The following is a 19875-nucleotide window of genomic DNA, read 5'->3' as shown; positions in this document are numbered from 1 at the left end:
GCGGATCGGCCACGGGTGATCGACAGTGGTTGCGAGTTACGGTGCGGCGACGGGAGGCCACCATGGACCGTGCGGACGTGGTAGTCGTCGGGGCGGGATATGCCGGGCTGTGTGCGGCGCGGACGTTGCGAGCGGCCGGTCGGGATGTCGTCGTCCTGGAGGCGAGTGATCGTGCGGGCGGTCGCACGCTGACCGCGCGGGTCGGCGACGGATGGGCCGTCGATCTGGGCGGACAGTGGATCTCGGGCGCGCACACGCGATTCGCCGCGCTGGCCGAGGAGTACGGCGCCGCGACCTACGCGCCGCCCGAAGGGGTCGACCTGCTGGTGGAGGGAGTGGTCCGGCGGCCGTTCGCAGGCGCTCGCCCGCCGCTTCCGACGTTCGTCCTGCTCGTGCTCGCCCAGGCCATGTGGCGGATGGAACGGATGGCCGCCCGCATCGACCTCGCCCGCCCGTGGACCACACCGGGCGCGGACCGGCTGGACGCGATGACCGCGGCGACCTGGTTGCGCCGGAACGTGCCGGAGCGGCGCGCGCGGAACCTGGCGGAGGTGATGATCGGCGAGGAACTGTGCGTCGACGTGGGCAGCATCTCGATGCTCGGTCTGCTCACCACGATTCGCTCGGCGGGCGGCGTCGAGGCGGGGATCACCGCCGAGACGGTGACCCGCCTGTTCGTCGACGGCGCCGATGGGCCCGCGCTGGCCATCGCCGCCGAACTGGGCGACGCGGTGCGGCTCGGCGCGGCGGTCACGAGTATCCGTCAGGGCGTGGACGGTGTGCGGGTGAGCGCCGACTCCGGTGACGTCGACGCCGGCCACGTGATCGTGGCGGTGCCGCCCACCCTGGCCGGACGCATCGCCTACGACCCGCCGCTGCCCGCCGCGCGGGACCAACTGACCCAGCGCATGCCGATGGGCTCGGTCCTGAAATCGTTCGCGGTCTACGAGCGGCCGTTCTGGCGCGACGACTCGTTCACCGGCCAGTCGCTGAACCTGCACGATCCGGTGCCGGTCACCTTCGACGCGACCCGCCCCGGCGGTCCGGGCGTGCTCGGCGCGCTGGTGCCGGGCCGGGCCGCGCAACGGCTGGCCGCCCTTCCCCCCGGCGAGCGACGCGCCATGATCATCGGTTCGCTCGTGCGCGCTTTCGGGCACGTCGCCCGCGAGCCGATCGAGTGGCACGAAAAGGTCTGGGCCGACGATCCATTCGCCCGCGGCGGCTACAACTCCTTCTTCCCGCCGGGCGTCCTGACCACCCTCGGCTCGGCGCTGCGCCACCCGGTCGGCGCGATCCACTGGGCCGGAAGTGAAACAGCCACGGAATGGTCGGGCTACATCGAGGGGGCGATCCGCTCGGGCGAGCGCGCGGCCGCCGAAGTGCTTGCGGCCGATCGGGCCGTCGCCACAGCCTGATTGCCGCAAGGTTGCCAGAAGGCTGGCTCCGGCCTGGGGGAGGGATCACAATGGAGAGGTGTTCCAGCGGATCGTGGTGGGTTACGACGACTCGCCCGGCGCCAGGGCCGCCTTGACGATGGCGCTCGACTTGGCGTCGGTGCACCGGGCCGCCCTCACGATCGTCGCGGTCGAAGAGTATCTGCCGCACTACGGCCCGGTGGTCGGTGAGATCGAGGACGAACGCTCGATCGGGGAACAGACCTGCCGCCGATGGCTCGCCACCGCCGCCGAGACCGCCGAACAGCGCGGCATCGCGGTACGGGCCGAACTCCGCGCGGGTCAGGCGGCGCGGGAACTGGCAACGGCCGCCGCCGATCACGATGCCGACCTGCTGGTGCTGGGGCGCAGCGGGCACTCGGGCATCTGGGGGCGTTTCATGGGCAGCACCGCGGAGAAGGCCGCACGGCACGCCGGGTGTTCGGTTCTCGTCGCGCACGACGGCGTCGAGAAGGCCGGGCAGCGGTGAGTGCGGCGTCGTTGCCCGCGGTGGCGCCGCCGCGGAGGCTTCGGGTAAGAGTTCTGCGTGACCGATGAGCTGACCGAGGAACCGGCGGGCATCGCCGATCGCGCGCGAGGCCCCGCGCGACGGCGGGATTTCTGGCGAACCCACGGCTCGGCCTCGGTGGTCGTCGCCCTCGGTGGGGCGCTCGGGGCGCTCGCGCGCTACGGTCTCGCCCAGGGGTTGCCGGGCCGCCCCGGGCACTTCCCGCTGGCCACCTTCGTCACCAATGTCGCAGGCTGCTTCGCGATCGGCGTGCTCATGGTCGCGGTGACCGAGATCTGGACTGTCCACCGGTTGCTGCGTCCCTTCCTCGGGGTGGGCGTGCTGGGCGGGTTCACGACCTTCTCGACGTACGCCAACGAGGTCCGCGGTCTGTTGCGACCGGGCACGATCGTCGTCGCGGCCGGTTATCTGGCGGGCACCCTGATCTGCGCCCTCCTGGCCACTCTCATCGCCATGTGGCTCACCAGGGCCGGATACGAGCGCCTGCGGCACGGGTGGAGGAGGGCGTCATGACCGTGCTTCTGGTTCTCGTAGGGGGCGCGATCGGCGCGCCGTTGCGATATCTCATCGACCGTGCGGTGCAGGATCGCCGCGACAGCCTGTTCCCCTGGGGCACGTTCTCGGTCAATCTGATCGGCTGTCTCGTGCTCGGCGCGCTCAGCGGAGCGGGGACGGCGCTCGCCTCGCCGCTGTTCGTCCTGCTCGGCACCGGATTCTGCGGAGCGCTGACCACCTACAGCACGTTCGCTTACGAAACCGTGCGGCTGGCCGAGCGCGGCGCCTATTTCTTCGCGGCGATGAACGTGGTGGTCAGTGTCTGCGCAGGGCTGATCGCGACGGTGTCGACCTATGCGGCAGTGCACGCCCTGGTCGGCTGACCCGCGCCGACGAGGGCGTGTGCGACGTGATCCAGCTCACTCCGCCGCACTGTCGCGCGCCGCTCGGGGTCGGCTAAGCTGACGTGACAGATGCAGATATGCGCATACATTTGGTGCTGGAAGGGGTCTGGGTCGATGGGACACGAACATGGTCACGCGCACGGGCACGGCCTGTCGGGTGCGGCCGATCGCAGGTGGCTGACCATCGCGCTGGCCCTCATCGTCGGTTTCATGTCGGTCGAGGTCGTGATCGGCGTGCTGGCCAACTCGCTGGCGCTGCTGTCGGACGCGGCGCACATGCTCACCGACGCCGCGTCCATTGTCCTCGCGCTCATCGCGATCCGGCTCGCGGCCCGCCCGGCGAACGGCAAGTACACCTACGGGTACAAGCGCGCCGAGATCCTCTCGGCGCAGGCCAACGGAGTCACGTTGCTCGTGCTGGCGGGCTGGCTCACCTACGAGGCCGTGCGCCGTCTGCTGGAGCCGCCCGAGGTGACCGGCGGCCTGGTGCTGGCGACCGCGCTGGCCGGTGTGGTGGTCAACATCGCGGCCACCTGGGCGATCAGCAAGGCCAACCGCTCCAGCCTCAACGTGGAGGGCGCCTTCCAGCATGTGCTCAACGACCTCTACGGGTTCATCGCCACCGCCGTGGCCGGCCTGGTCGTGCTGACCACCGGTTTCGCCAGGGCGGACGCGATCGCCACGCTGATCGTCGTCGCGCTGATGGTCAAGGCGGGGCTCGGGCTGGTGCGCGAATCCGGCCGGATCTTCTTGGAGGCGGCGCCCGCGGGCGTCGATCCGGACGCGCTCGGGCGCGGACTGGTGGACATCGAGGGCGTCGACGAGGTGCACGACCTGCACGTCTGGCAGATCACCTCCGGCGATATCGCCCTGTCGGCGCATGTGCTGGTGCGCGCGGGTGCGGACTGCCACGGACTGCGTCAGCGGATCGAGCATCTGCTCGACCACGACTACGGCATCACCCACACCACGTTGCAGGTCGATCACACCCACGCCGTCACCTCCTCGGCGGGCGCGGAGGCGCAGCGCCTGCTGCCGGTGCTCGATGACCACTGCGACGACGCCCACGGCCCGGTGCACCGCGACCGCCCGTCATCCGCGGCGAACGCCGCGCCCTGACCTACCGGGCACCACGCGCACGAAGGCTCACCGCGAGCAGACCGCGGGAAGGGCTGAACGACGACGGCGTCACCTCCGCCACCCGCGGGCTCCATTCGCGCAGCAGTCGCGCCCCGTGGCTACGTTCGGCGCCCCACGGCATCGGCGGCACCGTGTAGTGCGGTGTTGGCAACGGTCAGTGATCCAGGCGGGGGAACGGCCGCTCGGCCTCCACCAGATAGGCCAGCTCCAGCAGGGTGCGTTCGTTGCCTCGGGTGGCGGCGAACTGCACACCGACGGGCAGCCCCGCGTCGGTCAGGCCCGCGGGGACGGTGACGGCCGGCGTCCCGGTGATGTTGTTGATCGGAGTGAAGCAGACGTAGGCGCGCAAGCGGTCGATGAGTTCGTCGAACGGCACGGTCGGGCTGAGGTAGCCCAGTTCCGGCGTGGTGTGGCCGAGCGTGGGAAGCAGCACCGCGTCGTAGGGTCCGAGTGCCTGTTCGTAGGTGGCCGCCGCCGCGCGTAGTCGGTAGAGCGTGAGCGGAGCGTGCAAGGCCCGGCGGAGGAAGAGGGCGCGCAGGCCGACGGTGAGGTCGTCCACGCGGCGCGCGTCGAATCGGCGGTCGAGGAACCGTCCCGTCGTGGTGATCGCGGCCGCGAGCAGGCCCCAGTAGTGCAGGAAGGCGCGTTCGATCGTCGCGTCGAACGGCAGCGGGACCGGCTCGACCGAGTGGCCGCCCGCCTCGAGGACACGCGCCACATTTTCGACTGCCTCCCGGGTCGGACCGGCGGCCAGCGGCCCTGCGAGGTTGTCGAGCACGACCGCTATCCGCATGCGCCGGGTCGGAGGGCCGTCGACGCGGCCGATCGGTGGCAGCGCCGGATTGCGCCAGTACTGTTCGGCCGCCGCGGTGTACGCCGCCGTGTCGCGCACCGTCCTGGTCAGCACTCCTTCACTGACGATGTCGACCGGCAACGTGCGCGCCAGCCCGGACACCACATGCCGCCCCCGCGTCGGCTTCAAGCCGACCAGTCCGGCGCACGCCGCGGGAATCCGGATCGATCCGCCACCGTCGTTGCCGTGCGCGATCGGGACGACACCCGCCGCCACCAGCGCGGCGGCGCCGCCCGACGAGCCGCCCACCGAATAGCCGGTGTGCCACGGGTTTCGGGTGGGCGCGAGGTGCGGCGTCTCACTGCTGGCGTTGAAGCCGAACTCGGGCATGGCGCTCTTGCCGAGAACGGTGAGGCCGGTGCTGATGAACTGCCGGGTGTAACCGCTGTGCGCACCGGCGGGGCGCGCGCGGAACGCGGCCGTGCCCTGATTCGTCGGCATCCCGGCCACGTCGGTGTTGTCCTTCACGAAACTGGGCACGCCATACAAGGCGCCGGTCGGCTCGGCGGGCAGCAGCGGGTGCGCGTAGCTCGAGTAGGCGACGGCCGCCAGCTCCTCGACCTGCCCGGCGCGCGCCGCAGCGGCGGCGGCGAGTTCACCCGGCGAGAGTTCGCCGTCGCGCACCAGGGCGGCCAGGGCGACGGCGTCGTGGTCACCGAGCGCGTCGTCACCGAAGGCGTGGACGCGCGTGGGTAGTGGAATATGAGCGTCGGCGGTCATCCCCCGAATCTAATGTGTTCGGCAGGCAGCTCGTCCAGAGCGGAAAGGACAGCAGGTGGCGGCGACATATCCGGATCCGGTGCCGCCGAAGGGCCGGGTCGGCTCGCTGTTGTTCGCCCTGCCGCCCGCGGGCAGGCGGTGGAGCGTGGCGGTGCGTGCCGCGCTGGCGTTCGCCGTCCCCGCCGCGATCGTCACCGGTTTGGGACACGCGGACGCGGCCGTGTTCGTCATGTTCGGCGCCTTCGCGGTGCTCTACGGCGAAGGGCGGCCGTACCGGGTGCGCGGCAGGGTCGTGCTGATGGCCGGATCGGCGCTGCTCGCCGCCTGTGGCGCGGGCGCGCTGATCGGCGGCGTGCTGGACGCGGGGTTCGGTTCGTCGCTGCTCATGGTGCTCGTGGTGTCGGCGATCGCGGTCGTGGCGGTGTTCGTCATCGACGCGCTGCGGCTCGGTCCGCCGGGTGCGCTGTTCTTCGCGCTCGTCTGCGCGGGCGCGATGAAAGCCGTCGAGGCCGGGGCCGCTGTGGTGACGCTGTTGCTCTGTACGGCCTGCGGTGTGGTCGCGTCGATCGTCGTCTCGATGGCCGGGGCGCTGCGCGATCGCCGCAAACCCGAACGGATCGCGGTCGACGCGGCGGTCCGGGCGGTCGACGCCTACGTCGCGGCCCGGGAGGCGGGGACGCCCGCCATCGACCTGCGCCACCGGGCGGGCGCGGCGATGGCCGACGCGTGGGCGGCGGTGTACGACGCGGGCGTGCCCTCGGACCCCGGAGAAGCCGAACTGCTGGCCACCCTGCAGGGTGCGCGGCGCGGCCTCGCCGGGCACGTTCCCGACGACGACACCGACGATCTGCTGGTCGATCCGCTGGTCTCGTTCGCCCGTCCGGGCGTCGGCTTCCGGCTGCGGCGCTCCCTGTCGTTCTCCTCGCACGCGGCGATCAGCGCGATGCGCGTCGCCGCGGGCTGTGTGGGCGCGGGTGCGCTGAGCGCGCTGCTCGGTCTGGACCGGCCGCACTGGGCGGTGCTCAGCGCCCTCATCGTCCTGCAAACCGGGCCCGATCGCGTGCGCGGGCAAGTGCGGGCCATGCACCGGTTCGTCGGAACGATCGCGGGCCTCGGGCTGTTCGCGCTCATCTACCAGCTCGGGCCCACCGGGTACGCGCTGATCGCACTGGTCGCCGCGTTGCAGTTCTGCATCGAGCTCTTCGTGCCGCGGAATTACGCGCTGGCCGTCGTCTTCATCACGCCGGTCGCGCTGATCGCGGGCGGGGTCGCCACCACGGGCGGCCCGATCGGGCCGGTGATCCGCGATCGGCTGTGGGAGACGATGATCGGCGTCGCCGTCGCCGTGCTGGCGCTGCACGGCGTCGCGCCGCACGGGCACCGGCGCACCTTCCACCGGATGGAACACCGGGTGCGCGCCGCCGCCCGCGCCCTGCTCGACCACCTGCGCCGCAAGCCGATGGACGCCGAAGCGTGGGTGCTGGTCCAGCATCTGCAATTCGAACTGGTCGGCGTGGTCCGCAGCGGCATCGACTCGGCGACCGACGACCCCGAGTGGACCAGCGAGTACTGGCCGGAGCACGCGGCTCTCGCGCACTTCGGCCACGATCTGCTCGCCGCTTGCTGGGTGCTGCAACCTGGACAGCGGCTGTCCGACGTGGACGGCTGGGCGGCCCGCCTGACGGCGGCCCGGTTCGCCCCGGAGGCGACGGCAGGACCGCCTGCTAGCGTTCGGCGCATGCATGACAGCGTGACCGTCCGGATGGCCGCCCCCGCCGACAAGGTCTGGGAACTGGTCAGTGACATCGAGAACACCGGGCGGTTCAGTCCGGAGACGTTCGCCGCGGAGTGGCTCGGCGGCGCCACCGGGCCCGCGGTCGGCGTGAAGTTCCGCGGTCACGTCAACCGCAACGGCTGGGGGCTGAAGTACGCGACCGTGTGCCGCATCGTCGCCTGCGAGCCCGGTCGCGAGTTCGCGTTCACCGTGCTCGGACCGAAGGGCATGCCGGTCAACACGTGGCGCTACGTCTTCGAACCGGTGGACGGCGGCACCGATGTCACCGAGTCGTTCCAACTGCACAGCAACCCTGTGCTGCGGCTGTACTGGTTGCTCGCCGGGTGGACGCGCGGCAAGACCAATGTCGAGGGCATGCGCGAGACGCTGAACCGGATCAAGGCCGTCGTCGAATGACCCCGTCCGACAGCCGCCCGGCCCCGGAAACCTCGACTGCTCCGGTGCTGCTCGTGCTCGGCGCCGGTCCCGGTGTCGGGCTGTCGGTCGCAGGCCTGTTCGCCGCCGACGGCTTCACCACCGTACTGGCCTGCCGGTTACCCGAGGAGGCCGAACCGCTGGTGGCGCGGTTGCGCGAGCAGGGGTTCCACGCGGAAGGCGCCGGGGTGGATCTGCGCGACCCCGCCGACGTGGGCCGGGTCGTCGCCGAGGTGGGCGAACGTTACGGCCGCATCGACGTGTTGCACTTCAATCCCAGCATCTTCCGGGAGGCCGATCCGTTGCAGCTCTCGGTCGCCGCATTGATCGAGGACTTCACCGTGGGTGCCGCGGCTCTACTGCCCGCGGTCCAGGCAGCGCGCCCGTTCCTGGCCGATGGCGCCCGCGTACTGGTCACCGGCAGTGCGGCCGCGGACAAGCCGTGGCACCGGGCCGCCTCGCTCGGCGTCCAGAAGGCGGCGGTGCGCAACCTGGTCACCAGCTTGGACGCCACCCTCGCGCCCGTCGGCGTACGGGCCGTCGCGGTGCAGGTCAACGGAGTGCTCGGCGAGGGAGCGTTCACGCGGGACCGGGTCGCCGCGGCGTTGCACGCGGCGGCCACCCGCCCCGTCGAGGGGTGGACGCCGCACGTCTCCTACGACGGCTGACTACCTCGGCCGGATCGCCGCGAACTCGATGGGCAGGTGCGCGGGACCGCGCAGATTCACGTGTTCCCGGTACGGCGGCGGGTCCACCGGCAGCGAGGGGCCTTCGACTCGTTGCGCGAACCGGGTCAACGCCACTCGAGCCTCCAAGCGAGCCAGGGGAGCGCCGAGGCAGAAATGCGCCCCGAGGCCGAAGGCCAGGTGGCGGTTCTCGCGCGCCGGATCGAATCGGTCGGGGTCGCCGAACACCGCCGGGTCGCGGTGCGCGGCGGCGATCAGCAGCACCACCAGATCGCCGCGCTGGATGTCCATGCCGCCGATGCCGAGTTCGTCGGCGGCGACGCGCGGGATCAGCTGGACCGGCGGGTCGAAGCGCAGCGTCTCCTCGACGACGCCCGCCGCCCGTTCCGGATCCGCGCGGAGGGCGGCGAGCTCCTCCGGCCTGCGCAGCAGGGCGAGGATCGCGTTGGCGATCAGGTTGACGGTGGTCTCGTGCCCGGCGACCAGCAGCAGCGCGCAGGTCGAGATCAGTTCCGCGTGGGTGAGCACGTCCCCGGCGTCTTCGGCGGCGATGAGTTCGGACAGCAGATCCGGGCCCGGGGTGCGCCTGCGGCGGTCGATGAGTTCTTCGAAGTAGGCGTGCAATTCGGTTCCGGCGCGCCGGATCTCGGCGGGGTCGGCGCGGAATCGGGCCGCCGCGCGGGTGGTCGGGTCGAGCGTGCGGGACAGCAGCGCCGACCAGGCGCTCAACCGCGCCTCGTCCGCCAGCGGGACGCCGAGCAGTTCGCAGATGACGGTCACCGGAAGCGGATAGGCCAGGTGGTCTACGGCATCGAATCGTCCCGCACGAGCGCGCTGGTCGAGCAAGTCGTCGACGATCTCGGTGATCCGGGGCTCGAGCTGCCGCACGACGCGCGGGGTGAACGCCTTGGACACCAGGCGGCGCAGGCGAGTGTGATCGGGCGGGTCGAGGAACAGGAACGACGGTTTCGCCTGTGCCGCACCGTCTTCGCGGGTCCCGTCGTAGATCGGCATCGAGCCGAGCTGCAACCGGGCCAGTGACCGGTCGACGCTCGCGCGCGGATCGCGCAATACCGCGGCGCAGTCGGCGTAGCGGGTCAGCACGACCACCGGCGCCGTACCGATCCGGAACGCGCCGCCGTCGCGTAGCCGCGCGAACAGCGGGTACGGATCCGGCCGCACCGCGGGGTCGAGCAGGCGCACGTAATCGTCGGTCGGGTGGTTCGTGGTCGTCATCGACACTCCCAGCTGTCCGGCCCGGAACGGGCACCGGTGTTGTCGGTATTATTCCGATACCGCCAGTAGGAAAGCAATACCGCGACGGGATGCGAAAATAGCGCCATGACACTGCGGCGCCCGGTCGACGATTCGGTCACCCGCGTCGTCGAACTGCTCGGCGACCGGTGGACCATCCTGCTCATCGCCGAGGCGTTCTTCGGGGTGCATCGTTTCAGCGATTTCGCCCGCAATATCGGCATCACCAACCGCAACCTGCTCACCAGCCGCCTGCGCATGCTGATCGACGCGGGTATCTTCACGCGCACCGACCACGGCGGCGGGCGCGTCGACTACCACCTCACCGCCGCGGGCCGCGAGTTGTATCCGATCGTCACAGCGATGATGGTCTGGGGTGATCACCACTTGGTCGGGCCGGAGGGCAGGCCGGTCGTCCTGGAACATCGCACCTGCGGGGAAGAGACCTCACCCATGCTGGTCTGCGACCACTGCCGCGAGCCGATCGACCCCCGCGAGGTCGAACCGAAGGCGGGTCCCGGCTTCCACCAGCCACCGGGTGCCGAACAAGCCGGTTGAGAAAATCGTGTGTTGCTGCCGAGCGGCGCTCAGTGCAGCTGGTTGACGAATGCCTCGGCGAGATAGAGCGGTAGGAGTAGGTAGTACAGCAGCATCGCCATCGAGCCGGCTCCGATCGTCAACGCGGGGTCCCGCGCGGTGCCGTCGCGGGTGTGCCGCGCAGGGATTGGAGACCGATTGGTCTCGCGAGTGCAGGAATGTAGTGCAGCTTCCCAATATCGGCAAGGGCGGCCAGCGTGTCGGCCGGACGGACCCTATCGAAGCGCGCTGCCCTGGACCCACTGATCCCACGGCAGTCCCCAGTCGCCGTTCTGCCAGACCTCCAGCGGGGCGCCTCCGGTGTTGCGGATCTCGACGACGTCACCGGGGACGGCGAAATCGAAGAACCACCGGGCGTTCTCGCCGCTGAGATTGAGGCAGCCGTGCGAGACGTCGGTGTTGCCCTGAGCCCAGATGGTGGAGTCGAGCTGGTGCAGGTAGATGCCGTCGGTGCTGATCCGGGTCGCCCAGCCGATGGACTCCTTGTAGCCGAGGCGGGAGTTGATCGGCAGGCCGTAGGTGGAGGAGTCCATGATCACCGGATTGGCCTTGTCCATCACCGTGTAGATCCCGGGTTGGGTCCAGAACGTGAGCGTCTTGCCGGCGATGACCTCGCTGCCGCCCATGCCCATCGAGGTCGGCATGGTGCGGATCAGCTTGCCGTTCTCGAAGACCTGGATCTGCTTGGTGTTGTCGTCGGCGATCGAGACGTGCGACGCGCCGATGGTGAACGTGGTCTTGGTGTCCTCCTGGCCGTAGAGCCCGCGGCCGAGTTCCTGGCCGTAGATGTTCGCCGCCACACCGACCTTGGTGCCCGGGGTGTAGTACTCCCGCGGACGCCAGTGCGCGTTGCGATCGTCCAGCCAGTACCAGGATCCCTCCACCGGCGGGTCGGTGGTGACCGACAAGTGCTTCTCGGCGACGGCGCGGTCGGGGACGTCCTCGTCGAAGTGGGCCACCACCACGGTGCCCACCCCGAACGTGCCCCCGTCGGACAGCGGTGTGCCGCCCGTGGTGGTCAGCGACACCTTCGTCTGATTGTTCGGGGTCAGCGTGGAGAAGGTCGCGGTGGTCGGCCCGGTCCTGCCGGTGACGGTGAGCCCTTCCGCGGTCACCGTGTAGGTGCGGCCGTAGCCGAGCGGCTCGGTGGGCTTCCAGGCCGTCTTGTCCGGCGTCATGATCCCCTGGACGGCGTTGCCCCGCTCGTTGGTCATGGTGACCGAGGTCAGCTGCCCCTCGGAGGCGCTGACCTGGATCGGTGCGAGCGGATCGACGTTGCGGGCCCCCGACGCGGGCGTGATGGTGAGGGGCGAGGGCGCGGGGCCTGCCGCTCCCGGCGTACCGCCCGGCTCGGACGACGACGAGCACGCCGCCACGATCAACGCCATGATCAGGGCGATCCCCGCGACGACTCCGGATCGGACGCGACTGGTCGCCAATGCATTTCTCCTGTTTCAACCCAGCGCAAACGAATGGCGCACCCGCGCCCACTGCCCCTTCGCATTTTACCGACCGCTCCATGCGCAACCCCACGCGAAGGAGGACCCACGGCAGATTCCCAGCCGGCGCACAGGAAGGGACTCGGCGGCGGATCGTCGCGGGTGCGCGGCCAGGGGTGACGGCCGAAAGTGCCGATCGGGGCGGTACCGGTGCGTGCCATGCTGGGGGCCGGAACCGACCGAGGGGAACGCATGCAGAATCGCCCATCGGCAGCGGAGCTGCTGGAATCGATCGCCGAATTGCTCGAGCAGACGCTGCTGCCCGCCCTGCCCGCGGGGTTGCAGCACAAGGCGCGGGTGGGCGCCAATCTCGCCAGGATCGTGCGCAGGGAGATCGAATCGGGCCCCGCCGCGGCCGAGCACGAGCGCGAGCTGCTCGACGCGGTGGCCGAGGGGGATGACGAGCGACTCCGGGAAGCGCTGGTTTCGATCGTGCGGGCCGATCTGGCGATCGCCAAACCCGGGTACGACGCCTGGGCGGGCGAGTGAGCGCCGACCTGGCACGCGGTCTGGCCCGGTTCCTCGAGTCGGGGAGCGGCCGCGCGGTGACGGTGTCGAACGTCGAATACCTCTCCGCGGGCGCCCGTCGCCGCAACGTCGCCTTCGAAACCGACCTGGAGGGCGAGGCGCGACGCCTGGTCGCGACCATCGTGCCGAGCGCGATCGAGCTGGTTCCGGTCGACGTGGAGGCCGCCGTCCGCGAACTGGCACGGACGCACGGTGTGCCGGTGCCTCCCGTGGTCGCGATCTGTACCGACAGCGCCTATGTCGGCGGGCCGTTCGTGGTCTCCGAACGGGTGGACGGGGAAACCGTGCCCCGCAGGGTATTACGGCTGACGGAGGCGGCGGGGCTCGGCGAACGAGTGGCCGAACAGCTTGGTGCGGCCATGGGCCGTCTGCATGCCATCGACCCGGCGACCGCGCCCGCTCGCCTGCCCGAAGCGGCCGCCGATCCGGAACGTCAGCTGACCGAGGCGGGCGAGCACGTGCGCGCACTCCTACCGGACCGGCCGGTGTTCGCCCTCGCGCTGCGCTGGCTGGAACGCCACTGCCCGCCTGCGCCGCCCCGTACCGCGCTGCTGCACACCGACATGCGCAACGGCAACATCGTCGTCGGGCCCGACGGCCTGCGAGCCGTGCTGGACTGGGAAGGCGCGCAGCGCCACGGCGATCCGATGCGCGACGTGGCCTGGCCCGCGCTGCGCATGTGGCGCTTCCGCGCGGACGACCGGGAATTCGGCGGGCTGGCGGGCCGCGCCGCGTTCGTGCGCGGCTACCGGCGCGCGGGCGGCGGTTTCGACGAGGACCGGTTCCGCTGGTGGAAGGTGATGTGCACGCTCGCCTGGGGCATCGGGCTGGCCGGGCAGGCCGCGGCACACTCGGACGGCAGCGTGCGAGACATCGTGATGGCGGCCAGCGGGCGCCGCGTGTCGGAAATCGAATGGGACCTGCTGATGCAGATCCGACCCACTGCGAAAGGCTGATGCCCGATGGATTTCGAGCTACCCGCGGAACTGGTCGAATACCTGGCCGAACTCGACGCGTTCATCGAGCGCGAGATCACGCCGCTCGAGCAGACCGACGACAACATCCGCTTCTTCGACCACCGCCGCGAGGACGCCCGCACCGACTGGGAGCGCGGCGGCCTGCCGAACGCGCGATGGGAGGACCTGCTGGCCGAGGTACGCAGGCGCGCCGACGCCGCCGGGCACCTGCGATACGCGTTCCCCGCGCAGTACGGCGGCCGGGACGGCACCAACCTGGGCATGGCCGTGATCCGCGAGCACCTGGCCCGGCGCGGCCTCGGCCTGCACTGCGATCTGCAGAACGAGCACGCCATCGTCGCCAACAACGTCGGCCTGCTGCTCATGCTCGAACACGGCACACCCGCGCAGCGGGCGCAGTGGGTGGACGGCTTGGCCTCGGGGACGAAGTTCTTCGCCTTCGGTATCACCGAGCCCGAGCACGGCTCCGACGCCACCCACATGGAGACCGCGGCGGTCCGCGACGGCGACGACTGGGTGATCACCGGGCAGAAGACCTGGAACACCGGCGTGCACATCGCCGACGCCGACCTGATCTTCGCGCGCACCTCCGGCGGCCCCGGCGACGCGGCGGGCATCACCGCGTTCCTGGTGCCCACCGACGCCCCGGGCTTCGTCGTCGAGGAATACCTCTGGACTTTCAACATGCCCACCGACCACGCGCGTGTCTCCCTGAACGGCGTCCGGGTCCCCGACAGCGCCGTCTTCGGCGGCGAGGGGCGCGGCCTGGCGGTGGTGCAGCACTTCTTCAACGAGAACCGGATCCGCCAGGCCGCGTCCAGTCTGGGTGCGGCGCAGTACTGCATCGACGAGTCGGTGGCCTACGCCAAACAGCGCAAGCCCTTCGGCAAGCCGCTGGCCGCCAACCAGGCGATCCAGTTCCCCTTGGTGGAGCTGCACACCCAGTGCGAGATGTTGCGCGCCCTCATCCACAAGACCGCCTGGTCGATGGACACCTACGGCACGTTCGCCGTCTCCGAGCAGGTCTCGATGTGCAACTACTGGGCCAACCGGTTGTGCTGCGAGGCCGCCGACCGCGCCATGCAGGTACACGGCGGCCTCGGCTACTCCCGGCACAAGCCGTTCGAGCACATCTACCGCCACCACCGGCGCTACCGGATCACCGAGGGCGCCGAGGAGATCCAGATGCGGCGGGTGGCGGGCTACCTGTTCGGCTTCATGGGAAGCAAAGCGCCGAAGGGCGTGTGACTCAGAGGCGGCGGATCCGGGCCAGCCACGCGGCGAGGTCGACGTGGCCGGACGCGGAGACCTCCAGGTTCGCCGCGTCCTGGGCCACCGGGTCGGTCACCCGCCCCCGGTAGCGCGCCTGCCGCACGTCTTCCACCGTCCAGCCGTCGCGGAACGACTCCCGGATCAAGGTGTCGCTGATCCGCGGGCCGAACCCCGGCTCGACATCGGAGAGCGCGAGGACATGGACGGTGCCGCCCGGCTTGCAGATCGCGTGCAGCCTGCGGACATAGGCGGCGCGCGCCTCGTCCTCGGTCCCGAAGACGTGGAACAGGGCGCTGTCGACGATGGTGTCGAACGCGGGCGCGAAGCCGGGCGGCTCACCGGCGAACTCCGGCCGGTCGCCGAGCGCGAGGGCGTCGGCCACCTCGAAGACGGCCGACGGCACACCCTGCTCGGCGGCGTTGGCGCGCGCGTACGCCACCGCGCTCGGCGACATGTCGATTCCGCGCACGTCGTACCCGAGCCTGGTCAGCAGGATCGTGTGCTCGCCGGCGCCGCAGCCCGGGTCGAGCACGCGGCCGGTGATGCCGCCGTCCCGTTCGAGCGCGACGATGGCCGGTTGCGGCTCGCCGATCACCCAGGGGGCGGTGTCGTTGTCATAGACGGTGTTCCAGAAATCAGCTGGACGAGTCATGCTCACCATGCTCCATCCTCAACCGTGCTCGAGGTCAACCCGCCACTCCCGCCGAGCCTGCTTTCCCGCGCGGCCGAGGTGCGTGCGTCAGGGCCGTACCGCTGGGTACGCGCGGGTTATGAGCACACCGAATATCGATCCAACCACGGCGGAGTCGATGCAGCAGGACGCGGATTTCGCCGACGAGCACACCAAGCCGACGCACGCCGACGAGCACCCGGCCGGCGCCGAACTCGAGACCGACGAGTCGACGCCGAGCGGGCACAGCGGCATGGATCAGTGAACTCGGCACGGTTCCGTGTGAGAACCGTGCCAGGGGCTCAGGCCACGGCGATCAATCGGGCCGCGTTGGCGGATTCATCGTCGACCGCCTGGTTGGCGGCCAATTCGGCGTGCACCCGATCGCGGTAGCGGGTGATCTCCCGCTCGGTGGTCGCGGCGTCCCAGCCGAGGTGCGCGCCGATCAGCCGCGCCACCCCGGGAGCGGCGGCCAGGCCTCGGTCGGCCGTTTCGATGGACACCCGGGTGCGGCGGGTGAGCACGTCGTCCAAGTGCAGTGCGCCCTCGTGCGTCACCGCGTACACCACCTCCGCGCCCGAGTATTCGGGTGCTCCGGTGAGCGGCTCACCCAGCTCGGGTTCGCGGGCGATCAGGTCGAACAGGTCGGTGATCGTCGAGCCGTACCGGCCGAGCAACCGCTGCACCGTCGCTCGCGGCAGGCCCGTGCGCTGCGCCAGGCCGTCGAGGTCGCCGGCGAGTTCCTGGTAGCCCACCGCGCCGAGGATCGGCAGGTGCTCGGTCACCGACGGCGCAACCGCGCGGCCGAGTCCCGCCACCGCCGCGTCCACGACGTCGGCGGCCATCACCCGGTAGGTGGTGTACTTGCCACCCGCGATGACGAACAGGCCTGGGGCCGGTTCGGCGACCGCGTGCTCCCGCGACAGCGTCGCGGTGTCGGACGACGCGCCGGACAGCAGCGGGCGCAGACCCGCGTAGGTGCCGACGATGTCGTCGCGGGTGAGCGGCTCCCGCAACACCCGGTTGACCTGATCGAGCAGGTAGCGCACGTCGGCGTCGCTGGCGGCCGGGTGGTCCTTGTCCAGCGACCAGTCCGTGTCGGTGGTGCCGATGATCCAGTGCCCGTGCCACGGGATGACGAACAGCACGCTCTTCTCGGTGCGCATGATCAGGCCGGTGTCCAAGTGCAGGCGATGGCGCGGCACCAGGATGTGCACGCCCTTGGACATCCGGACGTGGAAGGGGAACTCGACGCCGGTCATCCGGTTCATCTCGTCGGTCCACACTCCGGTGGCGCTGATCACCCGGCGCGCCCGGACCGCGTGCACCCGTCCGGTCTCCAGGTCGGTGACCTCCGCGCCGACGACGCGCTCGCCGTCGCGCAGCAGCGCTGTCACCTTGGTGCGGGTGAGCACGGTCGCGCCGTGCCCGGCCGCCGTGCGCGCGATCATCATCGTGTGCCGGGCGTCGTCGACCTGCGCGTCGAAGTACCGGATGGCCCCGGTCAGCGCGTCCTCGCGCAGGGCGGGCGCGAGTTCCAGCGCGCGCGTGCGCGACAGGTGCCGGTGCATCGGCAGGGCGCGGGCGCCGCCGATGGTGTCGTACAGGGCGACGCCCGCGCCGATGTAGGCGCGCTCCCACACGCGATGCCGCAACGGCAGCAGGAACGACACCGGCCGTACCAGGTGCGGTGCCAGCCGGTGCAGCAGCAGGCCGCGTTCCTTGAGCGCCTCCCGCACCAGCCAGAAGTCCAGCTGTTCCAGGTAGCGCAGTCCGCCGTGGATGAGCTTGCTGGAGCGGCTCGAGGTGCCCGCGGCGAAGTCCCTTGCCTCCACCAGGGTCACGGTCAGGCCGCGGGAGGCGGCGTCGAGTGCGGCGCCCGCGCCGACCACGCCGCCGCCGATGACGAGCACGTCGATCTCGGTGTCACCGAGCGAGTTCACCGCGCGGTCGCGGTATCGGGCGTCCAATCGTGCGGACACAGCGCTGTCTCCTTGTTTCGGGGATATTCGGGTACGACGGGGTCGCCGGCTCAGTCCTCGTCGTCGATCCAGTCGAGGGTGCGGGCTACCGCCTTCTTCCAGCGCGCGTAGCCGCGCTCACGCTGCGGTGGCGACCAGGCCGGGTGCCAGCGCTTCGCTTCGTTCCAGTTCTGGGTGAGTTCGTCGGTGTCGCTCCAGAAGCCGACCGCCAGCCCGGCCGCGTAGGCGGCGCCCAGGGCGGTGGTCTCGGCGACCACCGGGCGCGACACCGGCACGCCGAGGAAGTCGGCCTGCAACTGCATGCACAGCTCGTTGGCGGTGACGCCGCCGTCCACCCGCAGCACGTCCAGCCGGACGCCGGAGTCGGCCTGCATCGCCTCGACCACGTCGCGGGTCTGGTAGCAGATCGATTCCAGCGTCGCCCGCGCGAGATGGGCGTTGGTGCTGTAGCGGGACAGGCCGACGATCGCGCCGCGCGCATCCGACCGCCAGTAGGGCGCGAACAATCCGGAGAACGCGGGCACGAAGTACACCCCGCCGTTGTCCTCGGCCTGCCGGGCCAGCGACTCGCTCTGCGCCGCACCGGAGATGATGCCCAGCTGGTCGCGTAGCCACTGCACCGCCGAGCCCGTCACCGCGATCGAGCCTTCCAGCGCATACACCGGCTTCTCCGAGCCGAATCGGTAGGCCACGGTGGTGAGCAGTCCGTGTTGCGATCGCACGATCTCGGTTCCGGTGTTGAGCAACAGGAAGTTGCCGGTGCCGTAGGTGTTCTTCGCCTCGCCGGGACGGAAGCAGACCTGTCCGACGGTGGCGGCCTGCTGGTCGCCGAGCACACCGGCGAGCGGGACCGCGCCGCCGAACGGCCCGTCGGGCCGGGTGCGGCCGAACAGGTCCGGATTCGCCGACGGCGCGATCCTGGGCAGCATCGCGCGCGGCACCCCGAACAAGTCCAGCAGTTCATCGTCCCAGTCCAATGTCTCCAGGTCCATCAGCATGGTGCGACTGGCGTTGGTCGGGTCGGTGACGTGCACGCCGCCGTCCACCCCGCCGGTGAGCTGCCACAGCAGCCAGCTGTCGGTGGTGCCGAACAGCGCGTCGCCGCGTTCGGCGTCCCGGGCCACCCCGGGGACGTTGTCGAGGATCCAGCGCAGTTTGCCGCCCGAGAAATAGGTCGCGGGCGGCAGGCCCGCCTTGCGCCGGATGGTGTCGCCGTGCCCGGCCCGCTCCAATTCGGCGGCGATGCGATCGGTGCGGGTGTCCTGCCAGACGATCGCGTTGCAGTACGGCCGCCCCGTCTTGCGGTTCCACACCACCGTGGTCTCCCGCTGGTTGGTGACGCCGACCGCGGCGAGGTCGCTCGCGACGAGATCGGCCTTGGTCAGCGTGGTCTGCACGACCGCGCGGGTGCGCTCCCAGATCTCGGTCGGATTGTGCTCCACCCACCCGGGGCGCGGCAGGATCTGCTCGTGCTCGAGTTGGTGACGGGCAACCTCGTTGCCCCCGTGGTCGAACACCATGAAGCGGGTGCTCGTGGTGCCCTGGTCGATGGCGCCGACGTACCGGCTACCGCCCCGAGTCATCGCTGAGCCTCCGTTCGCCGCGCAGGCCGCGGGCGCGACCGTGCTCGAAACGGAAACTACGGCGGAATGCCGGACCCGGACAGCGCCGCCATTCGACAATGTCGAACGCTCGGGCCGGTCGCGGAGAACGCCATGGCTGCCGAGTCGGGCGAGGCGAAGGTATGGCGCAGCTCATACCGGGTGCGCCGGGTGTCGCACACGATTGTCGAATCACGACACGGGGGATAGGTTTCCGGACATGCCGGGTCCGATCCAGTCGATCGAGCGGGCGGCGGCCGTGCTGCGACTGCTGGCCCGCGGCTCCGGTCGTCTCGGCGTCGGCGACATCGCGGGCGCGCTCGACCTGCCCAAGCCGACCGCGCACGGCATCCTGCGCACGCTCCAGGGCGTCGGCTTCGTCGACCAGGACCCGGCGAGCGGCAAGTACCAGCTCGGCGCGGCGTTGCCGCACCTGGGCGGCGGCTACCTCGACGCGAACGAGTTGCGCTCCCGCGCTATCAACTGGGCCGACGCGCTGGCGGCGCGCACGGGCGAGGCGGTGCGGATCGGCGCGCCGCTGGACGGCGCTGTGGTCGTGGTCCATCACGTGTTCCGGCCGGACAACACCGAACAGGCGCTCGAACTCGGCGAACTCCTGCCGCCGCATGCCACCGCGCTGGGCAAGGTGCTGCTCGCCTATGACGCCGACCTGGCCGCGACGGTGCGCCGGGCCGAGCCGGCCGCGCTCACGCACCGCACCCTCGTCGACCGCGCCGCGCTCACCAGGGAACTGGCCGGCGTGCGGCGAGCCGGATGGGCGGGCGACATCGAGGAGTTCCGGACCGGCGAGGCGGGTATCGCGGCGCCGATCCGGGCGCCGGGTGGGCTCGTGGTCGGCGCCATCGGCATCACCGGCGCGGTGGACCGGCTCTGTGACGCCAAGTCGCGGCACCGGCCCGCGCTCGTCGGCCGGGTGCTGGACGCCGCACGGGCGGTGTCGCGCGATCTCGGTGCGGGCGACCGACCGCCGTCGCGCCGGTGACCAGCGGATTTCCTCCAGGAGCA

General features: G+C 70.9%; 19 protein-coding genes and 1 pseudogene. 14 read left to right on the top strand and 6 right to left on the bottom strand.

The annotated features are described in order from the left end of the window. Positions 1 to 62: 62 nt before the first annotated feature. The 5 genes from ABZ803_RS25730 to ABZ803_RS25710 all read left to right on the top strand — a co-directional run bounded on the left by ABZ803_RS25730 (position 63) and on the right by ABZ803_RS25710 (position 3980). Positions 63 to 1415, top strand: coding sequence for a flavin monoamine oxidase family protein (locus ABZ803_RS25730; protein WP_357042996.1), 1353 nt, complete (start codon positions 63 to 65; stop codon positions 1413 to 1415). Positions 1416 to 1473: 58 nt separating this feature from the next. Next, complete coding sequence (locus tag ABZ803_RS25725; protein ID WP_357042994.1) at positions 1474 to 1923, top strand: universal stress protein; 450 nt, start codon at positions 1474 to 1476, stop codon at positions 1921 to 1923. 57 nt (positions 1924 to 1980) lie between these two features. Then, positions 1981 to 2475: a CrcB family protein gene (locus ABZ803_RS25720; RefSeq protein ID WP_357042992.1), complete on the top strand. Its 495-nt coding sequence runs from the start codon at positions 1981 to 1983 to the stop codon at positions 2473 to 2475. Beyond that, on the top strand, positions 2472 to 2840 hold the full coding sequence (gene crcB, locus ABZ803_RS25715) for a fluoride efflux transporter CrcB (protein WP_357042990.1): 369 nt from the start codon (positions 2472 to 2474) through the stop codon (positions 2838 to 2840). Before ABZ803_RS25720 ends, crcB begins: the two co-directional genes overlap by 4 nt. Before the next feature lie 135 nt (positions 2841 to 2975). Beyond that, entirely contained in the window at positions 2976 to 3980 is a 1005-nt protein-coding gene (locus ABZ803_RS25710; RefSeq protein WP_357042988.1) for a cation diffusion facilitator family transporter, read from the top strand. 175 nt (positions 3981 to 4155) lie between these two features. Here the strand turns inward: ABZ803_RS25710 and ABZ803_RS25705 are convergent, their stop codons facing one another. Beyond that, positions 4156 to 5574 carry an amidase gene (locus tag ABZ803_RS25705; protein WP_357042986.1) on the bottom strand — a complete coding sequence of 473 codons (1419 nt, stop codon included), beginning with the start codon at positions 5572 to 5574 and terminating at the stop codon, positions 4156 to 4158. Positions 5575 to 5803: 229 nt separating this feature from the next. On the opposite strand from ABZ803_RS25705, the pseudogene ABZ803_RS25700 reads away from it, so the two are divergent. The 3 genes and pseudogenes from ABZ803_RS25700 to ABZ803_RS25690 form a co-directional block, all read left to right on the top strand. Beyond that, positions 5804 to 6913 (top strand): annotated as a pseudogene (locus ABZ803_RS25700) (FUSC family protein); the annotation flags it as partial. Positions 6914 to 7312: 399 nt separating this feature from the next. After that, the gene (locus ABZ803_RS25695; RefSeq protein ID WP_357043124.1) at positions 7313 to 7765 is read left to right on the top strand and encodes an SRPBCC family protein; all 453 of its coding nucleotides are present in this window, start codon (positions 7313 to 7315) and stop codon (positions 7763 to 7765) included. Beyond that, positions 7762 to 8451 (top strand): SDR family NAD(P)-dependent oxidoreductase, encoded by a 690-nt coding sequence (locus ABZ803_RS25690; RefSeq protein ID WP_357042984.1) that lies wholly within the window; start codon positions 7762 to 7764, stop codon positions 8449 to 8451. Before ABZ803_RS25695 ends, ABZ803_RS25690 begins: the two co-directional genes overlap by 4 nt. Here ABZ803_RS25690 and ABZ803_RS25685 read toward each other — a convergent pair whose 3' ends face one another. Further along, positions 8452 to 9705: a cytochrome P450 gene (locus ABZ803_RS25685; RefSeq protein WP_357042982.1), complete on the bottom strand. Its 1254-nt coding sequence runs from the start codon at positions 9703 to 9705 to the stop codon at positions 8452 to 8454. 105 nt (positions 9706 to 9810) lie between these two features. Between ABZ803_RS25685 and ABZ803_RS25680 the strand changes: the two genes are divergently transcribed. Further along, positions 9811 to 10281: a helix-turn-helix domain-containing protein gene (locus tag ABZ803_RS25680; protein WP_062971618.1), complete on the top strand. Its 471-nt coding sequence runs from the start codon at positions 9811 to 9813 to the stop codon at positions 10279 to 10281. Between the two features lie 254 nt (positions 10282 to 10535). Here ABZ803_RS25680 and ABZ803_RS25675 read toward each other — a convergent pair whose 3' ends face one another. Continuing rightward, the gene (locus ABZ803_RS25675) at positions 10536 to 11708 is read right to left on the bottom strand and encodes an Ig-like domain-containing protein (protein ID WP_357043122.1); all 1173 of its coding nucleotides are present in this window, start codon (positions 11706 to 11708) and stop codon (positions 10536 to 10538) included. Between the two features lie 303 nt (positions 11709 to 12011). On the opposite strand from ABZ803_RS25675, the gene ABZ803_RS25670 reads away from it, so the two are divergent. The 3 genes from ABZ803_RS25670 to ABZ803_RS25660 are packed head-to-tail and all read left to right on the top strand — an operon-like array spanning position 12012 to position 14572. Beyond that, on the top strand, positions 12012 to 12308 hold the full coding sequence (locus tag ABZ803_RS25670; RefSeq protein WP_063910361.1) for a DUF6285 domain-containing protein: 297 nt from the start codon (positions 12012 to 12014) through the stop codon (positions 12306 to 12308). Beyond that, entirely contained in the window at positions 12305 to 13303 is a 999-nt protein-coding gene (locus ABZ803_RS25665) for a phosphotransferase family protein (protein ID WP_357042979.1), read from the top strand. The genes ABZ803_RS25670 and ABZ803_RS25665 overlap by 4 nt, the downstream gene beginning before the upstream one ends. A 6-nt stretch (positions 13304 to 13309) precedes the next feature. Beyond that, positions 13310 to 14572: an acyl-CoA dehydrogenase family protein gene (locus tag ABZ803_RS25660; RefSeq protein WP_357042977.1), complete on the top strand. Its 1263-nt coding sequence runs from the start codon at positions 13310 to 13312 to the stop codon at positions 14570 to 14572. A 1-nt stretch (position 14573) separates the two neighbouring features. Here the strand turns inward: ABZ803_RS25660 and ABZ803_RS25655 are convergent, their stop codons facing one another. Beyond that, the gene (locus ABZ803_RS25655; RefSeq protein WP_357042976.1) at positions 14574 to 15248 is read right to left on the bottom strand and encodes a class I SAM-dependent methyltransferase; all 675 of its coding nucleotides are present in this window, start codon (positions 15246 to 15248) and stop codon (positions 14574 to 14576) included. A 118-nt stretch (positions 15249 to 15366) separates the two neighbouring features. Between ABZ803_RS25655 and ABZ803_RS25650 the strand changes: the two genes are divergently transcribed. Next, the gene (locus ABZ803_RS25650) at positions 15367 to 15531 is read left to right on the top strand and encodes a hypothetical protein (protein WP_357042974.1); all 165 of its coding nucleotides are present in this window, start codon (positions 15367 to 15369) and stop codon (positions 15529 to 15531) included. A gap of 37 nt (positions 15532 to 15568) precedes the next feature. On the opposite strand, the gene glpD is transcribed toward ABZ803_RS25650, so the two are convergent. Both glpD and glpK read right to left on the bottom strand, forming a co-directional pair. Further along, positions 15569 to 17248 carry a glycerol-3-phosphate dehydrogenase gene (glpD, locus tag ABZ803_RS25645; protein ID WP_357042972.1) on the bottom strand — a complete coding sequence of 560 codons (1680 nt, stop codon included), beginning with the start codon at positions 17246 to 17248 and terminating at the stop codon, positions 15569 to 15571. 50 nt (positions 17249 to 17298) lie between these two features. Beyond that, positions 17299 to 18831 (bottom strand): glycerol kinase GlpK, encoded by a 1533-nt coding sequence (glpK, locus tag ABZ803_RS25640; protein WP_357042970.1) that lies wholly within the window; start codon positions 18829 to 18831, stop codon positions 17299 to 17301. A gap of 238 nt (positions 18832 to 19069) precedes the next feature. Between glpK and ABZ803_RS25635 the strand changes: the two genes are divergently transcribed. Further along, entirely contained in the window at positions 19070 to 19852 is a 783-nt protein-coding gene (locus ABZ803_RS25635) for an IclR family transcriptional regulator (RefSeq protein WP_062971602.1), read from the top strand. Positions 19853 to 19875 lie beyond the last annotated feature (23 nt).

Source organism: Nocardia sp. NPDC047648 (assembly GCF_040642815.1).
Lineage (GTDB): Bacteria > Actinomycetota > Actinomycetes > Mycobacteriales > Mycobacteriaceae > Nocardia > Nocardia gamkensis.
The sequence above is the reverse complement of the archived record's forward strand: the minus strand, read 5'-3'. Positions and strand labels throughout refer to the sequence as shown.